General features: G+C 44.5%; 23 protein-coding genes. 14 read left to right on the forward strand and 9 right to left on the reverse strand.

Annotation, left to right across the window (positions count from 1 at the left end):
- Nucleotides 1–68 precede the first annotated feature (68 nt).
- From L1D23_RS01435 to L1D23_RS01445, 3 genes are all read right to left on the reverse strand, one after another.
- The gene (locus L1D23_RS01435) at nucleotides 69–476 is read right to left on the reverse strand and encodes a VOC family protein (protein WP_239863820.1); all 408 of its coding nucleotides are present in this window, start codon (nucleotides 474–476) and stop codon (nucleotides 69–71) included.
- A 163-nt stretch (nucleotides 477–639) separates the two neighbouring features.
- On the reverse strand, nucleotides 640–1,188 hold the full coding sequence (locus L1D23_RS01440; protein WP_239863822.1) for a DUF924 family protein: 549 nt from the start codon (nucleotides 1,186–1,188) through the stop codon (nucleotides 640–642).
- A gap of 76 nt (nucleotides 1,189–1,264) precedes the next feature.
- Nucleotides 1,265–2,725 carry a PLP-dependent aminotransferase family protein gene (locus L1D23_RS01445; RefSeq protein ID WP_239863823.1) on the reverse strand — a complete coding sequence of 487 codons (1,461 nt, stop codon included), beginning with the start codon at nucleotides 2,723–2,725 and terminating at the stop codon, nucleotides 1,265–1,267.
- A gap of 86 nt (nucleotides 2,726–2,811) precedes the next feature.
- Between L1D23_RS01445 and L1D23_RS01450 the strand changes: the two genes are divergently transcribed.
- The 3 genes from L1D23_RS01450 to L1D23_RS01460 all read left to right on the forward strand — a co-directional run bounded on the left by L1D23_RS01450 (nucleotide 2,812) and on the right by L1D23_RS01460 (nucleotide 4,919).
- A complete protein-coding gene (locus L1D23_RS01450) occupies nucleotides 2,812–3,723 on the forward strand; it encodes a DMT family transporter (RefSeq protein WP_239863825.1) in 912 nt (303 codons plus the stop codon).
- 65 nt (nucleotides 3,724–3,788) lie between these two features.
- A complete protein-coding gene (locus L1D23_RS01455; protein ID WP_239863827.1) occupies nucleotides 3,789–4,064 on the forward strand; it encodes a hypothetical protein in 276 nt (91 codons plus the stop codon).
- 72 nt (nucleotides 4,065–4,136) lie between these two features.
- The gene (locus L1D23_RS01460) at nucleotides 4,137–4,919 is read left to right on the forward strand and encodes a transporter substrate-binding domain-containing protein (RefSeq protein WP_239863828.1); all 783 of its coding nucleotides are present in this window, start codon (nucleotides 4,137–4,139) and stop codon (nucleotides 4,917–4,919) included.
- A gap of 34 nt (nucleotides 4,920–4,953) precedes the next feature.
- On the opposite strand, the gene L1D23_RS01465 is transcribed toward L1D23_RS01460, so the two are convergent.
- The gene (locus tag L1D23_RS01465) at nucleotides 4,954–5,502 is read right to left on the reverse strand and encodes a hypothetical protein (RefSeq protein WP_239863830.1); all 549 of its coding nucleotides are present in this window, start codon (nucleotides 5,500–5,502) and stop codon (nucleotides 4,954–4,956) included.
- Nucleotides 5,503–5,808: 306 nt separating this feature from the next.
- Between L1D23_RS01465 and L1D23_RS01470 the strand changes: the two genes are divergently transcribed.
- Nucleotides 5,809–8,073 (forward strand): ATP-binding protein, encoded by a 2,265-nt coding sequence (locus L1D23_RS01470; protein ID WP_239863832.1) that lies wholly within the window; start codon nucleotides 5,809–5,811, stop codon nucleotides 8,071–8,073.
- A gap of 52 nt (nucleotides 8,074–8,125) precedes the next feature.
- Nucleotides 8,126–9,529: a UDP-glucose/GDP-mannose dehydrogenase family protein gene (locus L1D23_RS01475; protein WP_239863833.1), complete on the forward strand. Its 1,404-nt coding sequence runs from the start codon at nucleotides 8,126–8,128 to the stop codon at nucleotides 9,527–9,529.
- Nucleotides 9,530–9,569: 40 nt separating this feature from the next.
- Here the strand turns inward: L1D23_RS01475 and L1D23_RS01480 are convergent, their stop codons facing one another.
- Nucleotides 9,570–10,031 carry an RDD family protein gene (locus L1D23_RS01480; RefSeq protein ID WP_239863834.1) on the reverse strand — a complete coding sequence of 154 codons (462 nt, stop codon included), beginning with the start codon at nucleotides 10,029–10,031 and terminating at the stop codon, nucleotides 9,570–9,572.
- 209 nt (nucleotides 10,032–10,240) lie between these two features.
- Entirely contained in the window at nucleotides 10,241–10,504 is a 264-nt protein-coding gene (locus tag L1D23_RS01485; protein ID WP_239835372.1) for a DUF3012 domain-containing protein, read from the reverse strand.
- Between the two features lie 294 nt (nucleotides 10,505–10,798).
- Here L1D23_RS01485 and rbsD point away from each other — a divergent pair, with 294 nt between their 5' ends.
- The 7 genes from rbsD to L1D23_RS01520 all read left to right on the forward strand — a co-directional run bounded on the left by rbsD (nucleotide 10,799) and on the right by L1D23_RS01520 (nucleotide 18,468).
- The gene (rbsD, locus tag L1D23_RS01490) at nucleotides 10,799–11,218 is read left to right on the forward strand and encodes a D-ribose pyranase (protein ID WP_239863835.1); all 420 of its coding nucleotides are present in this window, start codon (nucleotides 10,799–10,801) and stop codon (nucleotides 11,216–11,218) included.
- Nucleotides 11,219–11,242: 24 nt separating this feature from the next.
- Nucleotides 11,243–12,748, forward strand: a complete 1,506-nt coding sequence (gene rbsA / locus L1D23_RS01495) for a ribose ABC transporter ATP-binding protein RbsA (RefSeq protein ID WP_239863836.1) — start codon at nucleotides 11,243–11,245, stop codon at nucleotides 12,746–12,748.
- Entirely contained in the window at nucleotides 12,745–13,728 is a 984-nt protein-coding gene (gene rbsC, locus L1D23_RS01500; RefSeq protein WP_006960603.1) for a ribose ABC transporter permease, read from the forward strand. Before rbsA ends, rbsC begins: the two co-directional genes overlap by 4 nt.
- A gap of 58 nt (nucleotides 13,729–13,786) precedes the next feature.
- The gene (gene rbsB / locus L1D23_RS01505; RefSeq protein ID WP_239835369.1) at nucleotides 13,787–14,665 is read left to right on the forward strand and encodes a ribose ABC transporter substrate-binding protein RbsB; all 879 of its coding nucleotides are present in this window, start codon (nucleotides 13,787–13,789) and stop codon (nucleotides 14,663–14,665) included.
- Nucleotides 14,666–14,802: 137 nt separating this feature from the next.
- Nucleotides 14,803–15,723 (forward strand): ribokinase, encoded by a 921-nt coding sequence (rbsK, locus tag L1D23_RS01510; RefSeq protein ID WP_239863837.1) that lies wholly within the window; start codon nucleotides 14,803–14,805, stop codon nucleotides 15,721–15,723.
- A gap of 22 nt (nucleotides 15,724–15,745) precedes the next feature.
- Nucleotides 15,746–16,750, forward strand: a complete 1,005-nt coding sequence (locus tag L1D23_RS01515) for a substrate-binding domain-containing protein (RefSeq protein WP_239863838.1) — start codon at nucleotides 15,746–15,748, stop codon at nucleotides 16,748–16,750.
- A gap of 167 nt (nucleotides 16,751–16,917) precedes the next feature.
- The gene (locus L1D23_RS01520) at nucleotides 16,918–18,468 is read left to right on the forward strand and encodes a response regulator (RefSeq protein ID WP_239863839.1); all 1,551 of its coding nucleotides are present in this window, start codon (nucleotides 16,918–16,920) and stop codon (nucleotides 18,466–18,468) included.
- Between the two features lie 10 nt (nucleotides 18,469–18,478).
- On the opposite strand, the gene L1D23_RS01525 is transcribed toward L1D23_RS01520, so the two are convergent.
- Complete coding sequence (locus tag L1D23_RS01525; RefSeq protein WP_239863841.1) at nucleotides 18,479–20,410, reverse strand: ATP-binding protein; 1,932 nt, start codon at nucleotides 20,408–20,410, stop codon at nucleotides 18,479–18,481.
- A gap of 128 nt (nucleotides 20,411–20,538) precedes the next feature.
- On the opposite strand from L1D23_RS01525, the gene L1D23_RS01530 reads away from it, so the two are divergent.
- Nucleotides 20,539–21,507 (forward strand): ABC transporter substrate binding protein, encoded by a 969-nt coding sequence (locus L1D23_RS01530; protein WP_239863842.1) that lies wholly within the window; start codon nucleotides 20,539–20,541, stop codon nucleotides 21,505–21,507.
- A 56-nt stretch (nucleotides 21,508–21,563) separates the two neighbouring features.
- Here L1D23_RS01530 and L1D23_RS01535 read toward each other — a convergent pair whose 3' ends face one another.
- The gene (locus L1D23_RS01535; protein ID WP_239835363.1) at nucleotides 21,564–23,486 is read right to left on the reverse strand and encodes a DEAD/DEAH box helicase; all 1,923 of its coding nucleotides are present in this window, start codon (nucleotides 23,484–23,486) and stop codon (nucleotides 21,564–21,566) included.
- Nucleotides 23,487–24,038: 552 nt separating this feature from the next.
- On the opposite strand from L1D23_RS01535, the gene rnb reads away from it, so the two are divergent.
- A complete protein-coding gene (rnb, locus tag L1D23_RS01540; RefSeq protein WP_239863843.1) occupies nucleotides 24,039–26,036 on the forward strand; it encodes an exoribonuclease II in 1,998 nt (665 codons plus the stop codon).
- Between the two features lie 127 nt (nucleotides 26,037–26,163).
- Here the strand turns inward: rnb and L1D23_RS01545 are convergent, their stop codons facing one another.
- Nucleotides 26,164–26,763 (reverse strand): hypothetical protein, encoded by a 600-nt coding sequence (locus tag L1D23_RS01545; RefSeq protein WP_239863844.1) that lies wholly within the window; start codon nucleotides 26,761–26,763, stop codon nucleotides 26,164–26,166.
- Nucleotides 26,764–26,842 lie beyond the last annotated feature (79 nt).

The following is a 26,842-nucleotide window of genomic DNA, read 5'->3' on the forward strand; positions in this document are numbered from 1 at the left end:
TGCGATTAGCAAAATGGCAAAACTGAAAGTTAGTTTGGTGATTGGAGCATAGTCGTTATTCTATACTGCTATGGCGTTAGTTTTGCCTTGAGCTCGACCACATTGCCTTCTGGGTCATAGACATAGATTGAACGACTGAAGCCTTGTGCCCCATAACGCTCGGCAAACGGTTCGTAATTTAGACCACATTGATCGAGGTAGCTCAGCAGTTCATCTTCTTCGAACGGGGCAATTTGTAGGCAGAAGTGATCGACATTACGGCCATTCTGGCTGGGGGCCTTGCCTCCTAGTTTACCCAGCTCACTATTAACACGAACAAGATCGATTAGGGCGTCACCAGCTCGGAGCTGTGTTAGGCCCAGTTCTGGAAGTTCCCGTTCAATAGGGCAATGAAAGATGTCTTGGTAGAAGTGGAGCATATCTTTAATCTTGTTTGTTCGTAGGACGACGTGATCTAATCCTTTTACTTCAATCATATTTGGCTACTCCATAGCAATCAGAATAATCATTCATACGCTAACACAAATTAAGCTGGTCAGAAAATAGAGCCCTGTTAATGACTTGCTTTATAAAAAAGGGCTTTACTGCCCATCATTAAGCGCTGTGATGGGCAAAATGCAAGTTGAAAAACCAATAGGATCAAAAGCTAGAGTCTGGCTGAGTTAGAAACTCAATTTCTTCTTCAGTACTTTCGCGACCTAGTATTTTATTTCGATGTGGGTAGCGGCCAAATCGGTCAATGATGACTTTATGCTTGATTTCGAACTCGTAGTTGTTTTCCATTCCTGGCGCTTGAAATAATTCCACCGCACGTTCGTGGATTAAGGCAGATTCACTGTGCATGAAAGGCATGTAAAGAAAAGCGCGCTGCTGGGGCGTTAATTCAGCGTCTTTTCCTAAAGCGATAGCTTCTTGTGCTAATGAAAGAGCAAGAGGATCTTGCGCGAAAGCACTCGGAGTCCCTCGGTAAATATTACGTGAAAATTGGTCGAGTACTATTACTTCAGCTAGGCGACCTAAAGCATTGGTTCGCCAGCTGTACAGTTCGCATTGGGCTGCACGCTTTATAAGATCGCCGAAGCGTTGTTGAATCTTATTGTCTATAGTTTCACTACTAATGAACCAATCTTTTGGCTCTAATTCCTCAAACCAAAATGACAGTACTTCCTCTGCGGTGATTGGAGTCATAGTGTTTGTCCTTGTGATGAATAGGCTTGTATGTCGTTTCAATATACGAGAGAGATAACTAAATTTAAATGTTTGATCAGAGGTTTATTGCTGTTTCTTTTTTACTATGGCGGGTGAACTGTTGATAGACCAGCTTTGCGAAAAGTTCGAGACCTCGCTGCCATACTAAGTTATCTTCAAAATTGGCGCAGCTTAAGCGAATGCAATGGCTAAACTGACCTTCCGTGTCAAAGACCGTGCCGGGTAAGATGCTGATTCGGTGCTTCTTACATTGCTGATAAAGTTCAAAACTGTTTACCGACTTTGGTAAAGCCAACCAAACTAGAAAAGAACCTTGAGGCTGGGAAAGATGATAGTGGTTTTTCAGTTCAGAGTATTGATTTAATGCCTCTATAAGCTGCTGGCTGAAACGCCGTGTGTTTTGTTGATAGATGCGTTTCATTTTATTAATGTGCTGGCGATATTTACCACTAGAGAGAAATTCTCCTACCGCGGATTGCATCAAATTAAGGCTACCCATGTTATCGCAGATCAGATACTTCTCAATTGCAGAGTGATATTGACCCGCAAGAATCCAGCCAATTCGCAAGCGAGAATCTAATACTTTCGATAGTGAATTTACGTAGATGACACGATCTTGAGTATCGAGTGTCTTTAAAGGGGGGATTCCATCATCAAAGGTAAGTGCGCCAAACACATCGTCCTCGATAATTGGAATATCCCGAGAAACTTTGAGTAGCTCTAATCGTCTTTCTTCTGGGATCCGAGAGCCAGTTGGGTTAGCAAAGTTGGGTGTGATAAGAATCACTGCGATAGGCCATTCTTGTATTGCATTGGCTAACGCTTGTGGCTCCATTCCGCGGCGGATACAGCTTGGAACTTCAACGACTTGCAACCCAAGAGATTCCATTAAAAGTAAGTTGCCAAAATAGCAGGGAGACTCTACAGCTACAATATCTCCGGGCTTAGTCAAGGCTCGTAGAGCAAGGCTGATAGCTTGCTGGGCACCGTGCGTAATGGCAATGTCATCCAAGCTGGTTTCTACTCCGAGGTCGCGGCTGATTCTAGATAGTTGTTTAATCAGTTTCTTGTTGCCCGGCGGTAATTGATAGTGGCTGGGCATATGGCTCTGTATTCGGCTGTGGCGACCGATTTCGGCATAAAGTGTTTTGATCGCTGGCGCGTTAATGTTTGGATGAGCTGAGCCCGTTGGTAAAAGTTCTTTTTCCTCCGGATAGCTAAGTATCTCTCTGGAAACGGACAGTAAGTCGACTGATTGCGGTTGGTGTCGCTGTGTTTGCGTTGAGCGCACGGCTTTAACACGATAACCAGACTTTGGTACAGCATAAATGAGTTCAGCGGCTTCCATCTCCTGATAAGCACGAATCACGGTATTTTTGCTGACATTGAGATCTGCACCCAACTGTCGGATAGAGGGAAGCTTGTCATCGGGTTGATATACACCTTTGCTAATTGCCAGCCGTATATGCTGTTCCACTTGCGTGAACTTCTTGTCGGTTTGAAAATCTGTACCCATTTAAAATGCCTAATCTGTGTCTTTTTGTATTTTCTGTCCCTTATTAAAGTAGCGCTAATTAGAGTATAAGAGCCAGAGGAAATCACATGTTGGTGAAGTTGATCCCGTTTGTATTTGTCGTGCTTTGGGCATCGGGTTTTGTTGGAGCAAGATTTGGCTTGCAGTATGCAGAACCGGCAACATTATTGACGCTACGCATGTTGGCAAATGTTGGATTCTTTTGGTTACTGGTTACCTTGCTTCGACGGTCCATACCGAAGGGAAAGTTATTCTGGCACAGTTGTATGGTCGGTGTTTTGATTCATGGTTTTTATTTGGGTGGCACTTATATAGCAATAAAACTCGGTATGCCAGCTGGTTTGAGTTCATTGTTAGTAGGAATACAACCCATATTAACTGCGGTATTACTGGTCGTCTTCCAGCGGGAGCACTTCAAGCTTTCGCAGTGGTTTGGTTTAGCCTTGGGATTCGTTGGTATTAGCCTTGTACTGATAGGCAAAACCCAATGGCAAGATGAAACCCACAAGGTGGTGGCAATTGGCTTGTGTATTCTCTCTTTAGTTGGTATTACGCTAGGCACTCTTTATCAGAAGCGTTTCTGTCAAGGTGTCGATATGGTGGGTAGCGCTTTGATTCAGTATTTAGCAGCGGGATGTGTATTTCTGCCTTATGCGATGAGCTTTGAAACTATGCAGGTTAACTGGACGCTTGAATTCATTCTAACGTTAGGATGGTTGGTGGTCGTACTCTCTTGCGTCGCCATATTACTGTTGCTCTATATGGTGGAAAATGGCGCATCTTCAAAGGTTGCATCGGTGTTTTACCTTGTACCACCGATGACGGCAATACAAGCATGGTTCATTTTTGATGAGTCGTTTGATCGCTTGGCCATGTTAGGGTTTGCGCTAGCAGCTCTCGCTGTTTATCTCGTTGTTAAAGTGCCCAAACATCAATGCCCGAGTAAGCCGCGTTCAAATATGGCAACCAGTAATTCTTAGTGGGTATTGGCAGCCATTTCTCGAACTTTATAATGCCTGTTTCAGAATGACCACCATGACAAGCTATGAATCAAAAGCCAGATAGAGTGAGTGCTATGCTTGCTATCATAGAACAAGTGAAGCAGGAACTACCCATTTACGCTCCAGAGACATTTATTTGCGGCTCAAAGGGGAATTGTGTGGGTTGCCCTAAAAAATTGTTGGAGTTGCTAGACTCCGAACTGTGTTATTGGGAGTCTGCGATAGCCCGAGGTATTATTCCACAATTCGATGAAATTCGTCGTTTCGGCAAAATGTGTACTGGCGTTCGTCGCGGGTTGAAGCGTAGCGGCTTACTTTAATTGCTCTATTTTCTTTAGAACTCCCATTTGGTGGGCTAAATTTATAAAGTACTCACTAGCGGGAAGTTTGTCATGAAGCGAATAATTTCTCTTCAGTCACTAATTATTGCATGGTCAATATTCTTTTCTTCGGTCTCTGTCTCCGGCTCAACAGATGACCTACGCGAGCTTTCTTATTTCACCGAATCTTATCCTCCTGCAAACTATATTGAAAATGATCAGATTACAGGATATGCGGTCGAAATTCTGCGTGCAGCAAGCAAAATGGTAGGCGAAGAAGTTGAGTTGTCACAAGTGACTTTACAGCCTTGGGCTCGTTCCTATCGAACTGTTCTAACACGGGATGATTCAGTGTTATTTTCTACCACTCGCTCCGAGCATCGAGAGCCTTTATTTCATTGGGTTGGACCAATAGCAGAGATACAGATTGTCGTGATGGCTCGTAAAGACGCCGATATTAGCATCGATAAACCGATGGATATGGCGAATTATCGCATTGGCGTTATTAGGGATGATATTGGGGAGCAGACATTGCTAGCCATGGGGCTACCTAGAAATTCGATGCAAGAAGCCAATTATGTCACCACCTTAGCAGAACAACTGATGAAAAAGCGGATTGATCTTTTCGTATATGCGCATCGTGCAGCCATATGGTGGGCTAAGCAGGCAAATGTGGATCCTGATCTCTTTGAGTCAGTGTATGTGGTCAGAGAGGGGCAGGTCTATTTCGCATTTAATGTAGATGTAAAGCCAGAAGTCATTGCTAAATTGCAGAAGGGTATGGATATGCTCAAAAGCACGAAAGGAGAGTCTGGTCAGTCTTTGTATCGAGAAATTATGGAAAAATATGAATAACAAAAATGCAGCTATTTAGCTGCATTTTGAGATTTTAGACTTTAGCTTTTTTTACGAAATACGGATTGTCGAATTTCTTTTCCGGGCCAAGCTCTGATTTGACCAATTGGTTCCAAAGTGCTTTATCGAAGCCACCTTTAGGGATGGACGGATATAATGTTTCTTCCTCTTCACGAGCGTAGCGTAGAAATTCCTTTTTCTTAATTTGGTTGTATTTGCGTGCAACGTGGTTATGTTTAGAAATCCACTCGAGCTTAAATTGGAGTAATGCAGGCTCGGCTTCTTCGATAGGCATACGTGTTAAATAAATACGTTTGTAGGAAACTTTCCTGTCCACCATGGTTCTCATCGCTGTCTGGATATACTTGCCATGATTGGTAATCGAAATGTCTTCTTTGTTGAACAGACTTACACTCCAGCCTGTCGGAAAAAAATTAGGCTTACGATATTGCTTATTCCGTGTTTCTATCGCCTGATGTAGCACCAAATCCGAAGTGCCATTAAATGTTTGCTGCCATTTGGCTATGCGAATTTGAGTCGCGGTCGGCAAACGATAGATATGAGTAAACTTATCTTGGTCCATAAATGAATACACTAATTGCTTCTAGTTTATGAGAAAACCTATTTCAAAGGTAAATGAACTGAGTGGAGCTTCGAAATAGGGAAGAGTGAGATGAGGTACGCACCCACAACAGCGATAGTTTAGTGAAATCTTAAACAGGCTGCCACACTTTATTGGTCAATTTTTGGTAAAGACCTGTTACGGCTTAAATGTGCGTTTTGAAAATTATAACCCTTAGGTATCAGTGTGGAACGTCATTGACTACGCTACGCTTACTGGTAAGTAGGGAATATAACTCTAAAGGTAAGTATGGCTGGGACAGAATTTATGTCTCTTCTGTGGTTGCTAGTTTGCACGTGTATCGCCTTTTTCATGCAAGCTGGTTTTACTCTGATAGAAACAGGCTGTGTTCGTGCGAAAAACTCCGTTAATGTCGCAATGAAGAACATGGCTGACTTCTTGGTTGTGTCTGTGGTTTATGTGCTGGTCGGTTTTCATCTAGCTCAAGGTCGCTCACTACTCTCATTCGATACTTTCCCACTTGCGGCTGATGATTTACCTGTTGTGATGTTTAATCTGATGTTTGTTGCAACAGCGGCCACTATTGTCTCTGGTTGTGTTGCGGAGCGGATGAGTTTTCGCGGCTACATTTATGCTTCTGCGTTTATAGGTATTCTCACTTATCCGGTAGTGTCGTATTGGACGTGGAATCCAAACTCTTGGCTTTATACATTAGGTTTTCAGGACTTTGCTGGCGGTGCTACTGTTCACGTTGTGGGTGGAATGATTGGTTTAGTCGGTACTATGATCATTGGCCCTCGTAAAGACCGGTTTATTAGCCCTCAACAAGTCAATGAAATCCCATCCTATAACCATACGTTAGTCACAATAGGCGTATTTCTTATGGTATTTGCATGGTTAGGGTTCAATGGAGGAAGTTTCTACCAGTTTGACGCCCGTGTGCCAGTGGTACTGTTTAACACCCTGCTATGCGGTGCCGTTGCAGGGTTTGTTACGCTTATGCTTGTTCATCGGTCTAGGTATGTACCTGTTTTTGTTACTTTGAATAGTGTTTTAGGCGGCTTAGTCATCGTGACCGCAGGCGCAAATATCTTAAGTACTTTCGAGGTGGTTCTGCTCGGAATATTGGCATCCTTCACCGTTTATTACGGAGAAAGAATACTTGTCGCCTTGCGTATTGACGATCCCGTTGGTGCTATTCCTGTCCACCTTTTCTGTGGCATGTTAGGTGTCCTTTATACAGGGTACTCATTGAGCCTAACTCAAAATGGTGATCTATTGTGGGATGTGGCAGTGCAAGTTATTGGTCTATTGGCCATTTTGCTTTGGGCTGGTGCGAATTCCTATCTATGCTTCCGGCTATTGAAATGCTTCGATCTTGATAGAGTCTCTCCTGAAGATGAACAGGTGGGTTTGAATGTCACTGAACACGGGGTTCAAATGAGTTGGCTGGAGACCTTAAGAGTGATTGAAGATATTAGCCGAGATGGTGATTACTCTAAGCGTGTCCCTGTTGAGTTTGGTACGGAAGCTGGAGATGTTGCTATTTCCTTTAATCGTTTGATGGATAGACTGGAAGCGAATATTGAAGTTTTACACCACGTAGCAAAGGGAAATCTCGATGATGTTGCCGTGGTTCCAAGTAGCGATAAAGATGTCATGGCTAATTCACTTCATTCGATGATCGTCAGCTTACGCTCTTTAATAGATGAAGTCGAAGATGAAATCGAAAATAAGGCGATGCAAATTGAAACCAGTGAACACTCCATTCAGACGCTGATTGAGAAGTTTAAGCGCACTCAAGACCAGCTGATGGAAGCGGAGAAAATGTCTGCTTTGACAGGAATGGTTGTCGGTGTCGCTCACGAGCTCAATACGCCGTTGGGTATTTCAGTCACAAGCCTTTCGGTACTCAGTGAGCAACTTGATGAAGTGGCCAAGAAGTTTGTTCAAAAAACCATCACTACGGAGGATTTGAATCGGTTCCTGACTGTGGCGAATGAGTGTGTTGAAATGGTTGTCAATAATGTCGAACGTTCTGTCGATTTGGTCAGCAAGCTGAAACAGATCAACCAAAAAATGACCACAGAGGAACCAAAACTGGTCGATTTAAAGCAGATGATTATCGATGCTGTACTCCATGTGAATGAGACACTCTTGGATAAATCCATTGACGTCGATATACAATGTGACGAGTCACTTCAGGTCTTTTTGCCGCCGATATCACTTCAGTGTGTGATTGAAGAGCTACTCAACAACAGTGCACTTCATGGCTTTGATGGTGAAGGGCTCAGTCATGAGCGGGTTATCATCGTTAATGCCAAAGAAATCAATGGCAAAATTAATATTGTAATTGAAGACAATGGCGTTGGGATCACACCCGAAAATCAAAAGAAAATCTTCCAACCTTTCTTTACTACGTTGAGAGCTAGAGGAGGGACTGGACTCGGTCTACACATGGTTTATAACATTTGTACACAAAAATTAGCGGGTGCGATTAATGTTCAAAGTGAAGTGAATAAAGGCACTCGGATTGCCCTTTCTCTGGATCCTCTGTCTGCTACTCAGTGAGTCAACGAACTATCATCAACTGTAAAAATACTGCCGCAAAACCTTAAGCGTCATGTCACGTTTGCTCAACAAACTGAATATCAGTGTGATAAACATTGGTGTGATGATGAAAGTAGCAATTTTTGGTAGCGGTTATGTTGGCTTAGTTCAGGCCGCAGTCTTGAGTGAGGCCGGTCATAACGTTTTCTGTATTGATGTGGATGAAGATCGTGTTGAACAGCTTAGAAAAGGGGTCATTCCAATATATGAACCGGGGTTAGAAAAGTTAGTTGAAGAAAATGTATCGGCAGACCGACTCACTTTCATGACTGACGCTGAAGAAGCGCTTGCTCTGGCTGATGTTATTTTCATTGCCGTCGGCACCCCTCAAGATGAAGATGGCTCGGCGGATCTCAGCCATGTGTTAGCAGTAGCCTCGCAGATAGGGTCTTACATCAACACCGATAAAATCATCATCAACAAGTCCACGGTTCCCGTTGGAACTGCACAGGCTGTAGAGTGTGAAATCCAGCAGCAACTGAGCCGTCGCGGCTTAGAAAAGCTGGACATTGCGGTCCTGTCTAATCCGGAGTTTCTCAAGGAAGGCAGTGCCGTGACGGATTGTATGCGTCCAGACAGAATTATTATTGGTTTGGATAAACATCATCCTCGGTATCTGCTCCTTAAGGATTTGATGCGGGAGCTATATGCTCCTTTTAATCGCAATCATGAGAAGCTGATTTTTATGGATGTAAAGTCGGCTGAACTAACGAAATACGCGGCAAATAGTCTCCTTGCGACCAAAATAAGTTTTATGAATGAAATGGCTAACATTGCTGAGCGTGTGGGGGCCAACATCGAGGATGTTCGCAAAGGGATAGGGAGTGATGAGCGTATCGGCTATCACTTTATTTACCCTGGCTGTGGTTATGGCGGTTCATGTTTCCCGAAAGACATTCAGGCGTTGATCAAAACCTCTGAAAGCTTTGGTTACAGTAGTGAGATTCTAAAAGCTGTAGAGAATGTGAATTTCTATCAGAAACGCAAGTTGTTTGATTTAGTGCAGGCCCATTTTGGTGGTAGAGAATATCTACGCAACAAGACATTCGCCTTGTGGGGGCTGGCGTTTAAGCCGCGTACCAATGATATGCGTGAAGCGCCTAGCCGTGTTTTGATGGAATCATTATGGGAAGCGGGCGCCAAGATTCAAGCTTTTGACCCCAAAGCAATGGAAGAGGCGCAGCGAATTTATGGAACTCGCTCAGGTTTGAGCTTGATGGGAACCAAAGAAGCGGCTTTGAGTGGGGCTGATGGGCTTATCATTTGTACCGAATGGCAGAATTTTAAAGCACCGGACTTCGATTTCATTAAACAGGTGCTTAATCAAGCAGTGATCTTTGATGGCCGAAACCTGTATGACCCAGAACGCCTTTCGAGTCGAGGGATTCAATATTACTCTATAGGTCGTCCTGCGTAGCCAATGATAGAAGGGGGGATTCCCCCTTCTGTTTGCCTGCTTAGCCAAGAAATTGTGTTTGTTTTACAGGTTCGGTTACTTTGCGCACGACAACCGTTTTGGCGATCAAGTCATGCCAACCTTGTTTCTTTCCATTAAAAGCAATCCAAATAAAACCGAGACAGAGTGGAATTGCACTGACGTAGTAAGCGAGATAACGAAGGAGTGACTTAGACAATGTCAGTCGGTGGCCTGTTTCTTCATCCAATACCTCCAGCTTGAGTGCCATTTTTCCCGGAGTTGCGGAGCGGTAGACCCAAAATGCGACAGTCGCAATGAGAGGGCAAACCCAATTGAGCACCAGATCCCAACCACCCAGCAGGAAATCATCTGAGCTCCAATAGAGTTCCCCATAAACCCAGTGCATAAGTGGTGTAATGAGGAGTAACAGTAGTATCGTGTCGATGATTGATGCCGCTAAGCGGATCCAAAAACCTGCGTATACCATGGATGTATTGTTCATTTTTTACCTTCTAGCCAGTTGCCGAGCCTAACGATAGATAGACTTGATGGTTTTATTGTCATTAATAGCAAAGGAAATGTATCAGAAGTTGAGGGAGAAGTATTCTCCCTACAATTAATCAGATACCCTCTGATAAACCTGTCTATTGAGCTATTGAGCTATTGAGCTATTGAGTGGTCAAATACTCAGAAACAGCTCGGTGAGTTCTGCTAAAGGATACAATGCTTGGCGTAGCTGGTGGCTTCATTTGCAGTCCAGTCGCCTTTTGGTTTGTCTGATATGCTCTGACACCAAGCTTCACTGCCAACTGTATTCTGAAATACACAGTGCTTGGCAAAATCTAATGCCCCTTGTGCATTCCACTCACTTTTGGGCTTTTCTTGCATATTGTCACACCAATCTTGTGTGCCGACTTCGGCTTTGCAGGCGTTCAAAGCGAAACCAGTAGCAAGGATGACAATTAGTCTCTTCATTGTTTTTCTCTGTAATTTTGTTTGCGACACTATACCTAAAATCATAAACCAAGTGTGTAAATTACGAGTGATAAGTCGCACTTTAGATGCTTTCTAAACGTTAAATTCGGTGAATTAGGTCACTGTTTGGTGCTGTCAGAAACATCAATTAAAGATCCGTTTCACACTCTATGAATGAGACTCTCGCAAAAATGCCGGTAGAGCTTATGATTTCATCGAAACGTTTCGATGAGTTTTTTGTTAATAAAAGTTAAGGTTATTGCAGTTTGAACGTGCATTCGATAGGTCAATGAAATGAAAAAAAGTACCCTGATAAATTCTGAACTTTCCTACTTGGTCGCATCACTAGGCCATACTGATGAAATCACGATATGTGATGCTGGCCTGCCAATCCCAGAGCAAGTTCAGCGTCTAGACCTAGCCTTGACCCATGGGGTTCCGAGTTTTCTAGAAACGGTTCGAGTAATTCTTTCAGAATCACAGATTGAAGGGGTAGTGATTGCAGAAGAGTTTGCGTCTGTTAGTCCAACACACCATGAAGCTTTGATTTCGGAACTGCGTGTTGAAGAGGAAACGACAGGAAAAGCAATCACAGTGACTTATGTATCACATGAAGAATTCAAAACACGCACGCAACATAGCCGTGCTGTTGTCCGAACTGGTGAATGTACACCTTATGCGAACGTTATTTTTCAAGCGGGCGTTGTGTTTTAAGCCGTTTGAGACTGAGGACCAATTATGACTCAAGCTATCCTACAACTGAGCGAAATTGAGAAGGCATTTCCCGGTGTGAAAGCTCTGGATAAAGCCAGCCTGAACGTTTACTCCGGAAAAGTTATGGCTTTGATGGGAGAAAATGGCGCGGGTAAATCCACTTTGATGAAGGTGCTAACTGGGATCTACAGTAAAGATTCAGGCAGCATTCATTACCAAGGTCAACCAGCTGCGTTTAATGGCCCACGCGATTCACAGGAAGCTGGCATCAGTATCATTCACCAAGAGCTTAACCTGATCCCTGAATTGACCATCGCTGAAAACATTTTCCTTGGCCGAGAATGTACAGGCGTAATGGGGCGTATTCTGTGGGATAGGATGTACGCCGAAGCCGACAAGCTTTTAGCGAGGCTCAATGTTAAGCACAGCTCTAAACAATTGTTGGGTGAGCTCAGTCTCGGTGAGCAGCAAATGGTAGAAATTGCCAAAGCGCTGTCATTTGAATCTAAAGTCATCATTATGGATGAGCCAACGGATGCGCTAACCGATACAGAAACAGAGTCTCTGTTTAGCGTGATTCGCGAACTGCGTGAACAAGGCTGCGGCATTGTTTACATCTCTCACCGTTTGAAAGAGATCTTTGAAATCTGCGATGACATCACAGTGCTTCGTGACGGAAAGTTCATTGGAGAGTGCTCTGTAGCGTCTACCAACGAAGATGGACTGATTGAAATGATGGTTGGTCGTAAGCTAGATGAGCAATATCCACGTATTGACGTTCAACACGGTGACATCTGCCTTGAAGTGATTGGGCTAACGGGATCTGGCGTTCACGATGTCAGTTTTAAACTCCAGCGTGGTGAGATACTCGGTGTCTCGGGTTTGATGGGGGCTGGACGGACTGAGTTGATGAAAGTTATCTATGGCGCTCTACCCAGTGAACGCGGGGTAATCAATCTGAATAACAAAACCATCAACCCAGTGAGCCCACAAGATGGCCTTGCTAACGGTATCGCTTATATCTCTGAAGACCGTAAGGGTGACGGCTTAGTCTTAGGCTTGTCAGTAAAAGAGAACATGTCGCTTTGCTCTCTGGATAAGTTAACCAAAGGTGGTCGAATTCAGCATAGCGATGAAGTGGTTGCTGTCGAAGACTTCATCAAACTCTTCAACATCAAGACCCCAACTCGCGATCAGATCATTGGCAATCTATCTGGTGGTAACCAGCAGAAGGTGGCGATAGCGAAAGGTCTGATGACTAAACCTAAAGTACTGATCCTTGATGAGCCCACCCGTGGTGTCGATGTCGGTGCAAAGAAAGAAATTTACCAGCTCATCAACAAATTCAAAGCCGATGGCATGAGTATCATTCTGGTTTCTTCAGAAATGACGGAAGTCTTGGGAATGAGCGACCGCATCATCGTGATGCATGAAGGCCGCATTAGTGGTGAGTTTGATGCCAAAGACGCCGATCAGGAGAAGTTGTTGGCGTGTGCAGTAGGCAAAGAAATAAATGAGGAAGCAGCATGAGTACTAATACCATGAGCAAACCAAACGAAGCGGGCAGCAAGAAGCTGTTCAGCAAAGAGTGGCTGATTGAACAAAAGTCGCTCATTGCACTTATCTTCCTGATTGTTGTTGTATCGTTCCTTAACCCCAATTTTTTTACGGTCGATAACATTCTTAATATTCTGCGTCAGACCTCCGTAAACGCAATTATTGCAGTAGGTATGACGTTGGTTATCTTGACCGCAGGGATTGATCTGAGTGTCGGCTCGGTTCTGGCCTTATGTGGTGCCTTTGCCGCCAGTTTGATCGCTTTGGAAGTGCCTGTATTGGTCGCGGTTCCAACAGCCTTGTTTGCTGGAGCGGCACTGGGTGCGATCAGCGGTATCATCATCGCCAAAGGCAAGGTGCAAGCGTTTATCGCAACACTGGTAACCATGACCTTGTTGCGTGGCGTCACTATGGTTTACACCGATGGTCGTCCAATTTCGACAGGCTTTACCGATACCGCTGATGCTTTCGCATGGTTTGGTACAGGTTATGCGTTGGGCATTCCGGTCCCAGTCTGGTTGATGGTCATCGTTTTCGCTGCGGCTTGGTACTTACTTAACCACACACGCTTTGGCCGCTATGTGTATGCATTAGGCGGTAACGAATCTGCGACACGCCTATCTGGCATCAACGTCGATCGCGTTAAGATTGGTGTTTACGCTATATGTGGCCTGTTGTCTGCACTGGCAGGCATCATTATCACATCTCGTCTTTCTTCTGCTCAGCCAACGGCTGGTATGGGCTATGAACTGGATGCCATCGCTGCCGTTGTACTTGGTGGTACTAGCCTTATGGGCGGTAAGGGTCGGATCATGGGCACATTAATTGGTGCGCTTATCATCGGCTTCCTCAACAACGCTCTGAACTTGCTCGACGTTTCATCTTACTACCAGATGATCGCTAAAGCTGTGGTTATTCTGCTGGCTGTACTGGTCGACAACAAGAACAAGTAATTCATAAAAAGGCTTGGAGGTAAGTACTCCGAGCCACCCTACATAAGGACTAAACACAATGAAAAAACTCGCAACTCTTATCTCTGCTGCACTTCTTTCATCCACCGTTTCTGTTTCGGCGCAAGCGCAGGATACGATGGCTATCGTACTGTCAACGCTAAATAACCCTTTCTTCGTTACGATGAAAGATGGTGCTGAAGCGAAAGCGAAAGAGCTGGGCTATGACCTGATTGTTCTTGATTCACAAAATGACCCAAGCAAAGAGCTATCAAATGTGGAAGATCTCACGGTACGTGGCGTGAAGGCAATTCTGATTAACCCGACAGACTCTGATGCCGTTTCCAATGCAATTCGCATGGCTAACCGCTCAAAGATCCCTGTATTGACACTAGACCGTGGTGCAAGTCGTGGTGATGTCGTTAGCCATATTGCTTCTGATAATGTGATTGGTGGTGAAATGGCAGGTCACTTCATCATGGAAAAAGTGGGTGAAAAAGCAAAAGTGATCCAGTTAGAAGGTATTGCGGGTACATCAGCTGCGCGTGAACGTGGTGAAGGCTTTATGAACGCAGTGAAAGGCAGTGAGATGGAGCTGCTGGCCAGCCAGCCTGCTGACTTTGACCGCACCAAAGGCCTAAATGTAATGGAAAACCTCTTGGCTGCTAACCCAAATGTGCAAGCCGTTTTTGCTCAGAACGATGAAATGGCACTGGGTGCTTTACGTGCTGTTCAAGCATCAGGTAAAGACGTGATGATTGTTGGTTTTGATGGCACTGAAGATGGTATTGCAGCAGTGAACCGCGGCAAACTGGCGGCAACAGTCGCACAACAGCCAGATCTGATTGGCTCACTGGGGATTGAAGCTGCAGACAAAGTACTGAAAGGTCAGGCTGTAGAAGAGTACATCCCAGTACCACTTAAAGTGATTGCCAAGTAATCGTTATTTTGCCCTTTTCTCCATTTTCAACCTGTCGTTTCGGGGAAGAGGGCAAATAAGCTTGCGCTTTTGCGAGAGTGCAAACTTATTATTCCCGTTCCAAATTAGTAAGGTTCAATTGAACCGAGGATAACCGTATGAATAAGTTAGTGGTATTAGGTAGTGTTAACGCTGACCATGTTCTCCAAGTGCCTTCTTTTCCTCGCCCGGGCGAGACGTTACATGGTCGCAATTATCAAGTTATCCCTGGCGGTAAAGGGGCAAACCAAGCCGTAGCGGCTGCCCGATTAAACGCAGATACTGGATTCATCGCCTGCGTTGGTGATGATGCGTTTGGTATCAACATTCGTGAAAACTTCAAAATGGACAACATCAACATTGCTGGCGTCAAAATGCAGCCAAATTGTCCGACCGGAATTGCCATGATTCAGGTAGCTGAAAGCGGTGAGAACAGTATTTGTATTTCTGCAGAGGCGAATGCGAAGTTGACTGAAGACGCGATTGAAGTTGATCTAGAGCGAGTCCGTCAGGCCAACTATCTTCTTATGCAGTTGGAAACGCCGATGTGTGGCATTGAAAAAGCCGCGAAAGTCGCGAAAGCGTCTAGAACTAACGTCATCCTTAACCCAGCGCCTGCGCGTGAGTTATCGGATGAGCTGCTTGCTTGTATTGATGTGATTACCCCAAATGAGACTGAAGCAGAAGTGCTTACTGGTGTGACGGTTATCGATAACGAGTCAGCCCAAGAAGCAGCAAATGCACTTCACCGTAAAGGTATAGAAATCGTATTGATCACGCTCGGGGCTAAAGGAGTATGGCTAAGTCAGAATGGCCGTGGTGAACTAATCCCAGGCTTCAGAGTTGAAGCAACAGACACAACCGCTGCAGGTGATACCTTTAATGGGGCCTTAGTCACTGGTTTATTGGAAGATTTACCACTAGAATCGGCGATAAAGTTTGCTCACGCTGCCGCGGCCATTTCCGTCACACGTTTTGGCGCACAGACTTCAATCCCTAGTCGAGCTGAAGTTGACGCTTTTCTGGAGCAACACAGTTAGTCAAAGATAAGGAGATAATTACATGGCTACAATGAAAGACATTGCCCGGCTCGCCGGTGTTTCCACTTCAACTGTCAGTCATGTCATTAATAAATCTCGTTATGTGAGTGAAGAAATCTCTGAGCGGGTGAACAAAGCCGCTCAGGAACTCAACTATACGCCTTCCGCGCTTGCACGTAGCCTTAAGATGAATCGTACCAAAACCATTGGTATGCTCGTGACCACTTCGACGAACCCCTTCTTTGGTGAGGTCGTGAAAGGGGTTGAACGTAGTTGCTATCAGCAAGGGTATAATTTGATCCTTTGTAATACTGAAGGGGATAACGAGCGCATGCGTGAGTCGATCAACACCTTATTACAAAAGCGTGTAGATGGCTTAATTTTGATGTGTTCATCATTGGAAGGTGAACGTATCGATGTCTTCGAAAAGTACCCTGATATTCCTGTTGTTGTCATGGACTGGGGACCGATGTTATTTACCAGTGATAAAATTCAGGACAACTCGCTACGCGGTGGCTACATGGCTGCTAAACATTTGATTGAAGCTGGTCATAAAGAAATAGGTTGTATAACCGGCCCTTTGGTTAAACACCAAGCACAAATGCGTTACGAAGGTTATAAACGTGCGTTAATTGAAGCGAGCTTAGAATTTAATCCAAATTGGATTATTGAAGCTGACTTTGAATGTGAAGGCGGCCATGAGGCTTTTATTAAAATGCATGCCAAAGGCCCGCTTCCAAGCTCTATATTTGTGTGTAATGACATGATGGCAATGGGGGTGATCAATGCGGCTAGTGAAAAGGGGATTCGTATTCCTCAAGACCTTTCTATTGTCGGTTACGACGACATTCAAATTTCTAAGTTCATGACACCAGCGTTAACTACCATCCATCAACCTAAATATCGATTAGGTAAAGCAGCCGTTGAAGCATTGCTTAAAAAACTCGATGGTGGCGAAACAGAGCCACAAGTCGTTCAACTAGAACCTACACTCATTGAGCGTAAAACCGTATATCAAATTCAGTAAATAAAAATAGTGGCCACCCGAGCTATCCGATGTTCAAATTTGCTGAGTTATCAAAAACCTGAGCCTACCAACAAAAAAGCAACTGTTTGATTTACTAGGTAAGCCTTTTCTATAAGTTTGTGCTAAACCTTAAGTTAGAGAAATGTAATTAAGGGGTTAGACAAGAAATGGAATTGTTTGCGGACCATCGACAGTCAGAACAGCCTGAAATCAGTGAAGATAACCGTGCTGCTGAGCGTTTGGCTCCACCTTGGAAAGTGCTTCTCATTGATGATGATGAGCAAATGCATCAGGTGACGAAACTGGCTCTGTCAGATTTTGAGTTTGAGGGCAGGTATCTCGATCTCATCTCTGCCTTTTCCGCAGCAGAAGCGAAAGACATTTTCCGAGAATCCGATGATATTGCACTTGCTCTTGTCGACGTGGTGATGGAAACAGAACATGCGGGCTTGGAATTAGTCAAATATGTTCGTGAAGAGTTAGGTAATGGCTTGGTTCGCCTTGTTTTGCGAACAGGGCAGGCAGGGCAAGCACCGGAAGATACGGTGATTCGCGAATATGAAATCGATGACTACAAAGAAAAAACCGAACTGACGACACAAAAGCTGAAGACCTTACTTTACTCTATGCTTCGCTCTTATCGGGATTTGTGTCTGATTGAGCAGCAAAAAAAAGGCTTAAGCAAGGTGATAGAAGCTTCAGCCTATGTTCAAAACACCAATACTTTGCAAGCTTATGCGACTTCAGTGTTGGAGCAACTGACCTCATTACTCAAGCTGGATCAATCTGCTCTTTACTGCATTGTTCAACCAAGACCGAATGGTGAAGAATCTCGTGCTTTAACACTTGCTGCCACGGGGAGTTTCGTCGATTACTACAGTGAATGCGCCTTTGAAAAGTTACCAGAAGTAGTGGCAGAACGATGCAAGCGGGTTTTTGAGGGGCAGAAGTCTGAGAATTTTGGTGATGCCTATGTGCTCTATACGCATGACGATCAGGGTGTCGATTGCATCTTATATGTGAATGTCAGCAGAGAGTTGACCGAGCTGGATATGCAGTTGCTTGAAATCTACATGCAGAACATAGGGCTGACTTTTGAGAATCTCAGTTTGATGCTTGATATCCGTGAAACGTCCAAAGAGTTGGTTTACAACTTAGCAAATGCGGTGGAAGCGCGCAGTAAAGAGACAGGTGCCCACGTGCAACGTGTTTCTCTTTTCAGTGAAAAGTTGGCATTGCTATATGGCTTAAGTGAGTATGATGCTTCAATGATTAAACATGCCTCACCTCTGCATGATGTGGGTAAAGTTGCGGTTCCGGATTCTATTCTGCATAAGCCCGGAAAACTTAATGCAGAAGAGTGGGAGATCATGAAAAAGCACGTCGATTATGGTGTGGATATTCTCAGCAAGTCCAAGCGTCGACTGATTACCGTTGCTAAGGAAATTGCAGGCTATCACCATGAAAAGTGGGATGGCACTGGGTACCCAAATGGTTTGTCTGGCTTAGATATCCCGGTCACCGGAAGAATTACGGCATTAGCTGACGTGTTTGATGCATTAGGGTCTAAACGCAGCTACAAAGAACCATGGAGTGATGAAGATATTATGGTCGAACTGGTGGCGCAAAAGGGTAAGCATTTTGAACCAGAACTGGTTGAATTACTTGTTCAGCACTGGGATGAATTCATCGAAATCCGTAATTCGCTTCCTGACTAAAGCGCTACTTTTATTCGGATTCTGAAGGTAAGTTCATTGGCAAAATGAGCTTGAACATTACACCTTCTCCTGGTTGAGAGCTGAATTCCAGCTCTCCTTTTAATTTTTGTTTGACTAAGTTGAACACCAAGTTTAACCCGAGTCCTGAGCCACCCAGCCCTCGTTTGCTTGTATAGAAAGGTTCAAATATTTTTTGATGGAGTGACTCTTCAACCCCACTGCCGTTATCACGATATTCAAACAAGACCATGTCATCAACTTGATAGAAATGAATGCTGATCGCCGCATTAGGCTGCTGCTCAAAGGCATGATTGATACTGTTCATCACTAAGTTGGAAATAATCTGCGTTAGTACACCGGGTAAGCTATTCATTAAAATGGTGTTATCTCCTGTCAAAAGAGGTTCGACAGGGATCTTGCGAGTTTCAGGGTGTAAGCTGGCTAATAGAGCTTCCAATACTTGCTGTACATTAAATTGAGAACGTGCTTCGGAGACCTGATCTACGGCGGTTTGTTTGAAGTCCTTAACCAGTTTGGCAGCGCGGCTTAAGTTGTGTTCCAACATTTGGCTGCTGTCTGACATCCGTTTCATTAATATTTCAAACTGACTGCTGGTCAAAGTTTGTGCGGCAAACGCGGCGTTGAGTTCACGTGTCGCGTCTCGTATTACTGATGTTGCAGTTACAGCGATGCCGAGTGGCGTATTCACTTCATGTGCGACCCCTGCAACTAACCCACCGAGTGCAGCTAACTTCTCTGATTCAACTAACTTGTTTTGCGCCTCTTGTAACTGCTCCATACTTTGTTTGAGGTCCAAGGTTCTGGAAGCCACCATACGCTCAAGGTTTTGGTTGAGTTCTTCTAGCTCAATCTGGGTTAATTTAAGCTCGGTGATATTGATTGCCGTGCCTCGAAAACCTAAGAAATGACTATTCTCATAGCGGGCTTTGGCTTGGAATAGAAGGTGTCGAGTGATGCTGTGGATCGTGACACTTTCTTCAACTTGAGTGAAGTCATTGCGCTTTGCAATGGCTTTATGGAGTTTTGTCGCTTCTTGCAAATCAGGAATATCAGAAAAGCTAAGTCCATGAACCGTCGTCAGCCCGAGGACTTCTTTCATAGGCTCGGAACAGTAGGTGAGTTGTCCAAGCTCATTGGTTTCCCACAGCCAGTCTGAAGAGACATGAGTAAAATCGGCTAAACGTTCTTGCTCTTCTTTGATGTTGTTGTAGAGAAGGGTGATATTGCTACTGATCTTGTTTGCACCTTCGCCAAGCCAGTCGAGCTCATCGTTTTTCTCTGTTATCCAACGCTTGTGTTTTAAAACTAAAGGTGGGCTAGGATGACGAGGGTTAAAGGCTCTCAAATATTGTGCGATCTGAAAAACTCGACGATTAACACTGGCGTGGAAGATAAACATCATCACTGAGCACACGAGTAAGGTTTTGAAGGCATTTAGAAGCAGTGTAGAAATGAATTGCTGAATAAGATAGTCATAGATTTCTTGAGCATTTGACTCAACATAAATGGTGCCGATATCCTCGGTATGGCCATCATCAAGATCGTGATAGGTCAGTAAATAGGTGGCCTTCACCACATTGCCTGTGACTTTTTTTCCTGAGTTGAATGTGTAATTGCCCGAGTTCACTTCAAGGTAGTCTATTTTAGGTAAGTTAACTAATCCATCCAACCTCTCCTGCAGAACCACCAAGTCAAACGACCATAAAGAAGAAGCTAACAAATTTGCATGAACATCCCGTATTTCGACGTGCCTTTGGTCTACATCATCGAACTCTTTGTCATAGTCCCATGACAGTTGCAGCAGTGTAGTAAGCAGTGTTACTACACTGCTTAATGTCACCATGAGTAAAATGATGCGACGACCAATTCGGCTATATAACGGGTTGTTGATACTTTCTTCTACTTTTTTGCTGCGGCTCATAGGGCTCTAAAGTCGTGTTTTTACTTGAGTATAGCTTGCGCTGATTAAGTTTTATAATGACCTATTCACACTAAAGATGGTTTCTGCTTCTAAACTAAAGTGTGAGGTGTCAGTTTCAGGAGGTGCCCATGAGGGTACTTGTTTTGTGTTTATTGTTTTATGCCAGTGTGTCACAAGCGGAAAAAGTCCTGCTGATAGAAAGTTACCATGCGGAATACCCATGGGATGTAAGCTACGTGAAGGGGATTGAAGAGGCCTTAACACAATCTGCGGTGTTGTACCGATTCCAAATGGATACCAAAAGGTTACCTAAGGAGGAGTTTGAAGCTAGAGCGGATCAAGCCCTGTCTTATTATTATAGTTTGCAACCTGATGTAGTGATTCTGGGCGATGATAATGCTCTGAGCTACATGCTCCCTAGATTGTATAAAGAGTCTATTCCTATTGTGTTTTTAGGTGTGAACGCCAATCCTCGTTATCTACTCTATCAGTATCGAGGCAGTGCTAAAGTGACAGGGGTCCTAGAGCTTCCTCTTTATATTAAAACTCTTGGCGACCTCAGCGTAATATATCCGGAGCGGTATTTTAAAGTACGGGTCATGTTTGATTCTGGAATTACTTCCAAGATTGCTGCCAAATACATAGAGCGACAACATGACATGATCAAAGATAACTTAGGTATTGAAACTGAAATTTTACTTCTTTCTACACAGCATGAATGGGAAAGCGCCATTAAAAGTGCTGCTGCCGACAATGTATCCATCATTATTATTGGTCTTTACCATACTTTGAAAGATGAGCATGGAGAAAGCGTTCCTTCAGAGCAGATATTACAATGGACCAATGAAAATTCGACGATTCCTTTATTTGCTTTTTGGGACTTTGCTGTCGGTGAGGGGAAAGCAAGTGGCGGTGTTGTGCTTTTTGGAGAAAGCCAAGGTAAGCAAGCAGCAAACTTAGTGAATAAAATATTAGACGGAGAAAGTGCCGATCAAATCCCTATAATCATCGGAGAGCAGGGACGAGCGATTTATTCAGCTACAGAAATGCAGCGTTGGGGGTTAGCTCCTCCTTCACATTGGCAGGCTATCGATTGACAAGATATAAAAATCCCCACGAGCTTGCGCTGGTGGGGATTTTAAAAATCAGCTAATTAAGCTTCGGTGCGACGGTCACGGCTGTGACCACGTTCACCACGGTAGTTGCCACGGTGATCGCCACCACGGTTGCGGTCGAAGCGACGTTCACCATCACGACGGCCGCCTTCTCGATTGCCACGACCACCTTCGCGGTTACCACGATAGCCACCTTCACGATTGCCGTCACGGTTACCACGGTAACCACCATCACGACGGCTGCCATCGCGACTTCCACGACCTCCATCACGGCCACCACTACGACGTGGTTCGCGGAAATCATTGAAGTCACACACTACAGCGTCAACTTGCTTCTGACGGATACGCAGTTTGCGTAGCTTACCTGCAGTGTCTGAAGACATCGCTTTTGGTAGCTGAACGTAAGTTTCACCTTGTGCAAGTTTGATTGCACCGATAGAGCCTTTCGTCAGGCCAAGTTCGTTTGCAAGCGCACCAACGATATCTTTAACTTGTACGCCTTGCTCACGACCCACTTGAAGTTGGTAAGTATCCCAATCTTGAGTATTGAAGCTACGGCCACCGTCACGGCCATCGCGACCATTTTCACGACGTTCTTTACGGCGTTTCTTGTCACGCTCAATCGCTTCAATCATTGGGTCTTCGCCAATGTAGAATAGCGGGCGCTTACCTTGCTGGCGCTTAAGAAGAATCGCAGCCAGTGTTGCTGCATCTAGCTCTAGAGATTCTTGCAGTTTTTCAACTAGCTCAGAGAACTTCTCTAGTGCTTTGTGTTCTTTATCTGCTTCAAGTTCTGCCCCCAGTTTTGCAACGCGAGCTTCTGCAACTTTGTCACGATGTGGAAGTTGGATCTCTTCCATTGATGACTTAGTTACGCGCTCAATAGTGCGAAGCATACGTAGTTGGTTAGTACGAACTAGAAGGATCGCTTTACCTTTACGCCCAGCACGACCTGTACGGCCGATACGGTGGATGTAAGACTCAACATCGAATGGAATGTCGTAGTTGAATACGTGCGTGATACGTGGAACGTCAAGACCACGTGCTACAACGTCAGTTGCAACTAGAATGTCGATAACACCTTGTTTGATGTGATCAACAGTACGTTCGCGTAGAGACTGAGGAATGTCACCATGTAGGGCAGATGCTTTGAAGCCACGTGCACATAGCCAATCCGCTAGACGCTCAGTGTCTTGACGAGTACGTACGAATACGATGGATGCGTCAGTCTCTTCAGTTTCTAGAAGACGAGACATTGCTTCGTCTTTTTCTACGCCTTTAACAACCCAGAACTGTTGCTCTACTTTGTCTACTGTGTGGTTTTTACCCGCAACGTCTACTGTTTCTGGATCACGTAGGAAACGTTCAACAATGCTCTTAAGCATAGGAGGCATAGTCGCAGAGAAAAGTACACGTTGTGCTGATTCAGGCGCGTGCTCCATGATTTCAGTCACGTCATCAACGAAGCCCATGTTTAGCATCTCATCCGCTTCATCAAGAACGAATGTGTGTACTTCGTCTAGGTGTAGACGGTCACGGTTGATAAGGTCTTGAACACGGCCAGGTGTGCCGACAACAATGTGAGCACCGTTTTTAAGGGCACGCATTTGATCGACGATAGACGCACCACCGTAGATCTCAAGTACTTTAAGGCCAGAGATGTTTTTGCCTAGGTTCTTAATTTCAGCTGCAACCTGAATCGCAAGTTCACGCGTTGGTGCAAGCACAATGGCTTGAGGCTTACGTTGTGCTAGGTCAAGCTTGTTAAGAAGAGGGAGAGAGAAAGCTGCTGTTTTACCAGTACCAGTCTGAGCTTTACCTAGTGCGTCTTTACCAGCCAATAGGTGCGGAATGGCCGCTGCCTGAATTGGTGTTGGTGAAACAAAACCCATACCGTCAAGAGCTGAAAGGATAGAGTCGTTAAGCGCTAGATCGCTAAACTGAATTACAGAATCTGTCATTGGGATCCTACTATATTATGTCAACAAAAGGTCCCATGAGCTCTACCAATTCCAATACCAATCCAGTTGAGAGCTGATTCCATTCAGATGCGGAAAAGTCGTAAATCGCATCAAGCCACTAGGGACATAAATTCTCTCGATGCCGCTCACTACTTTGCATTGTGTCACGTGGTCACTTTGCCATAAAAGTAGTCGCATCGATTTGAGGGAGCGAATTATTCCCTAAAAGCATAAAAAAAGCCAGAAAAAATTGAATTACATCACATATTTTTCTCACTATGGACAAAAATGAGTGCTCAGTGAGCGAAAGTTGGGGGCATGTGAAACTATTTGTGTGCAAAGTAGCCATCAAACGTTTCCTTGGTAGAAGCAACTGATGATAAAACAGTTCTGCAATATACATTGATCACATTACCTAGTACCATGTGCGGCAACAAATGGACTCCAAAAAATGAGTGGTCATTGCGAAGTGCTGATGACTCGTTGACTAGGAAGAATATAGCGTCGAATGCGACTGCATTCGGGATATGAACGAATTAGTTAGAAGTTAAAATGTTCCAAGACAATCCTCTACTGGCTCAACTCAAGCAGCAAATCCAAGAAAACCTTCCTAAAAAGGAAGGCACAATCAAGGCGACTGAAAAAGGCTTTGGCTTCCTAGAAGTCGATAGCAAGACAAGCTTCTTTATCCCGCCTCCGTACATGAAAAAATGTATGCATGGTGACAAAGTGAAGGCGATTATTCGTACAGAGAAAGAGCGTGAAGTGGCTGAGCCAGAAGAGCTTTTGGAGCAGGGCGTCAATCGTTTTATTGGTCGAGTAAAGTTATTCAAAGGTAAGTTGAACGTTGCTCCTGACCATCCTCAGCTTAAAAAACTATCTTTGAAAGCAAAAGTTCAGAAAGGCTTGAAAAGCGACGACTTTAATGAGGGCGATTGGGTTGTCGCTCATTTGACTCGTCACCCTTTAAAAGGGGATAACGGCTTCTTTGTAGAAATTTCACAGAAGATTACTGACGCTGACGACAAGATCGCGCCTTGGTGGGTAACATTAGCTGAAAACGACTTACCAAACACCGAACCGGCCGGTATCGATAATTGGGAAATCAAAGATGACGCAGAGTTAGAGCGTATCGATATGACGCACGTCCCTTTTGTCACTATTGATGGTGAATCAACCAAAGATATGGATGATGCGTTGTACGCTAAGAAAACGGAAACCGGCGATTTTGAGCTGACGATTGCGATCGCTGATCCAACGGCTTATATCACACCGGATAGTGATATGGACAAAGTGGCGCGTGAGCGTGGCTTCACGATTTATTTACCTGGCCGTAATATTCCTATGCTGCCGCGAGATCTTGCCGATGAGCTATGTTCTCTGATTGAAAACGAACAGCGCCCAGCTTTGTGCTGTACTGTTACGGTGAGTAAAGATGGGGTGATTGGTGATGATGTTAAGTTCTTTGCTGCAAATATCAAATCTCATGCTCGTCTGGTTTACGACCATGTTTCAGATTGGCTTGAAAACGGCCATTGCGATGCCTGGCAACCAAATGATGAGATAGCTGAGGTCGTCCGAGATCTTTACGCGTTTTCTCAAGCTCGAGCAGAATGGCGTGAAACTCATGCCGTTGTATTCCCTGATCGACCAGATTATCGTTTTGAACTGAGTGAAGATAACGATGTGGTTGCGATTCACGCGGATATGCGACGTTCTGCAAACCGCCTTGTTGAAGAGTCGATGATCACTGCTAACATCTGTGCGGGTAAAGTACTAAAAGCGAGCTTTGATTCTGGTGTGTTCAATACCCACGCGGGTTTTAAACCTGAGAAAGTAGCTGACGTTATTACATTGATTAACCCAGAAGGCGACTTACCATTTACGGTAGAAAGTGTTACTACTCTCGAAGGTTTCGCTCAATTACGTCGTTGGTTAGCAAAGCAAGAGACGAGTTACCTTGATAACCGAATTCGTAAGTATCAAGCGTATAGCGAAATTGGTAATCAGCCATTGCCTCATTACGCGATGGGGCTAGAGTTATATGCGACTTGGACATCCCCAATTCGTAAGTATGGCGACATGATTAACCATCGTATGCTTAAAGCACACATTCTGGGTAAAGAGCCGGTTCAAACGGCAGATGAAACTGTGGGTGAAGAGCTAGCTTTACATCGTAAGCATCATAAAATTGCTGAGCGTAGTGTTGGGGATTGGTTGTATGCTCGAACTCTCGCAGAAGAACCAACAAAAGGCACCATCTATAATGGTGAAATTTTTGATGTCTCACGTGCAGGTGTTCGGGTTCGCTTAATTGAGAATGGCGCGGCGGCATTTATTCCGGGCTCTTTAATTTTGGCGAACAAAGAGCGCTTGGAGTGCAATGGTGAAGCTGGCACTGTTTCTATCGATAAAGAAGTGATCTATCGTCTAGGGGATGTGCTTGAGCTAGTGCTGAATGATGTTAATCAAGAAACACGCAGTATTGTGGCAAAACCAACTCAGGTGTTTGAAGATGTGAAAACATCCGAACCTCAAGTCGAGTCCTAGTCCAAGCGAAAGTTGCAGCTGAGCGATGACTTTTAGACTACCGATCCCCAAGCGTTTTTAGCTTGGGGATTTTTTTCGGGTCAGGGAAGGTGAACTTTAGTCAATGCATAGGGATGAGAGGTTTATGCTACGGCGCGACTGCCCCACCTAAATCTAGAGAGGTTGGCCATTTAGTGATCCGATTCCCACCTAAGAAGATATTGCCTTTCACAGTCATCTTATTTGGGAATTCAGTAATGTTTGACCCTCCAATATAAAGATTACCTTCGACGACTAATCCTTCTGGGAGCTTCTCAAGCGGGGTTCTTATCACGCTCAAGTCACCTTTGACTTTGAAGCGCGGAGGGAGCTTAGTAAGAGGCGTGTCTGTCAGATTGACATAGCCTCCGACTTTAATGCCTGATGGCCAGCGAGTGACTTGTGAGGCAAGTAAATTAGCGTAACCTCTGATGTTCACGCCTTTAGCTATCTTTTTGAGCTGGCTGTTTGAAGCATCCAAGCTACCCTGTATCTCAACGCCTTGAGGAATTTCTTTGATGCTGGTTTTGGCAATGTTGAGATTGCCTTTAATCACTAAGCCTGATGGAAGTTCTTGATAAGGTTTATTGCGAAGGTCTAGATTGCCATAGTTATCAAGGTGATTGAGAATACGATAATGATCTATCGGCTCACCAAGTGTAGGCGCAGACAGTAGAGCGATAAGTGAAGGCAGAAGCCAATGCTTCATAAGACAGTCCAGACGATAATTTGCCTTAAGTATTAATGAGGAGTCTGTCCTGGGTCAATATTGAGAGAGTAACGGCACC

The sequence above is a fragment of the Vibrio sp. Isolate24 genome, assembly GCF_022398215.1.
GTDB classification, from domain to species: domain Bacteria; phylum Pseudomonadota; class Gammaproteobacteria; order Enterobacterales; family Vibrionaceae; genus Vibrio; species Vibrio coralliilyticus_A.

Bases quoted from the DNA above. Each gene is read 5' to 3' on its own strand.
- L1D23_RS01435 (WP_239863820.1), bottom strand. From the start codon at position 476: ATGATTGAAGTAAAAGGATTAGATCACGTCGTCCTACGAACAAACAAG.
- L1D23_RS01440 (WP_239863822.1), bottom strand. From the start codon at position 1,188: ATGACTCCAATCACCGCAGAGGAAGTACTGTCATTTTGGTTTGAGGAA.
- L1D23_RS01445 (WP_239863823.1), bottom strand. From the start codon at position 2,725: ATGGGTACAGATTTTCAAACCGACAAGAAGTTCACGCAAGTGGAACAG.
- L1D23_RS01450 (WP_239863825.1), top strand. From the start codon at position 2,812: ATGTTGGTGAAGTTGATCCCGTTTGTATTTGTCGTGCTTTGGGCATCG.
- L1D23_RS01455 (WP_239863827.1), top strand. From the start codon at position 3,789: ATGAATCAAAAGCCAGATAGAGTGAGTGCTATGCTTGCTATCATAGAA.
- L1D23_RS01460 (WP_239863828.1), top strand. From the start codon at position 4,137: ATGAAGCGAATAATTTCTCTTCAGTCACTAATTATTGCATGGTCAATA.
- L1D23_RS01465 (WP_239863830.1), bottom strand. From the start codon at position 5,502: ATGGACCAAGATAAGTTTACTCATATCTATCGTTTGCCGACCGCGACT.
- L1D23_RS01470 (WP_239863832.1), top strand. From the start codon at position 5,809: ATGTCTCTTCTGTGGTTGCTAGTTTGCACGTGTATCGCCTTTTTCATG.
- L1D23_RS01475 (WP_239863833.1), top strand. From the start codon at position 8,126: ATGTCACGTTTGCTCAACAAACTGAATATCAGTGTGATAAACATTGGT.
- L1D23_RS01480 (WP_239863834.1), bottom strand. From the start codon at position 10,031: ATGAACAATACATCCATGGTATACGCAGGTTTTTGGATCCGCTTAGCG.
- L1D23_RS01485 (WP_239835372.1), bottom strand. From the start codon at position 10,504: ATGAAGAGACTAATTGTCATCCTTGCTACTGGTTTCGCTTTGAACGCC.
- rbsD (WP_239863835.1), top strand. From the start codon at position 10,799: ATGAAAAAAAGTACCCTGATAAATTCTGAACTTTCCTACTTGGTCGCA.
- rbsA (WP_239863836.1), top strand. From the start codon at position 11,243: ATGACTCAAGCTATCCTACAACTGAGCGAAATTGAGAAGGCATTTCCC.
- rbsC (WP_006960603.1), top strand. From the start codon at position 12,745: ATGAGTACTAATACCATGAGCAAACCAAACGAAGCGGGCAGCAAGAAG.
- rbsB (WP_239835369.1), top strand. From the start codon at position 13,787: ATGAAAAAACTCGCAACTCTTATCTCTGCTGCACTTCTTTCATCCACC.
- rbsK (WP_239863837.1), top strand. From the start codon at position 14,803: ATGAATAAGTTAGTGGTATTAGGTAGTGTTAACGCTGACCATGTTCTC.
- L1D23_RS01515 (WP_239863838.1), top strand. From the start codon at position 15,746: ATGGCTACAATGAAAGACATTGCCCGGCTCGCCGGTGTTTCCACTTCA.
- L1D23_RS01520 (WP_239863839.1), top strand. From the start codon at position 16,918: ATGGAATTGTTTGCGGACCATCGACAGTCAGAACAGCCTGAAATCAGT.
- L1D23_RS01525 (WP_239863841.1), bottom strand. From the start codon at position 20,410: ATGAGCCGCAGCAAAAAAGTAGAAGAAAGTATCAACAACCCGTTATAT.
- L1D23_RS01530 (WP_239863842.1), top strand. From the start codon at position 20,539: ATGAGGGTACTTGTTTTGTGTTTATTGTTTTATGCCAGTGTGTCACAA.
- L1D23_RS01535 (WP_239835363.1), bottom strand. From the start codon at position 23,486: ATGACAGATTCTGTAATTCAGTTTAGCGATCTAGCGCTTAACGACTCT.
- rnb (WP_239863843.1), top strand. From the start codon at position 24,039: ATGTTCCAAGACAATCCTCTACTGGCTCAACTCAAGCAGCAAATCCAA.
- L1D23_RS01545 (WP_239863844.1), bottom strand. From the start codon at position 26,763: ATGAAGCATTGGCTTCTGCCTTCACTTATCGCTCTACTGTCTGCGCCT.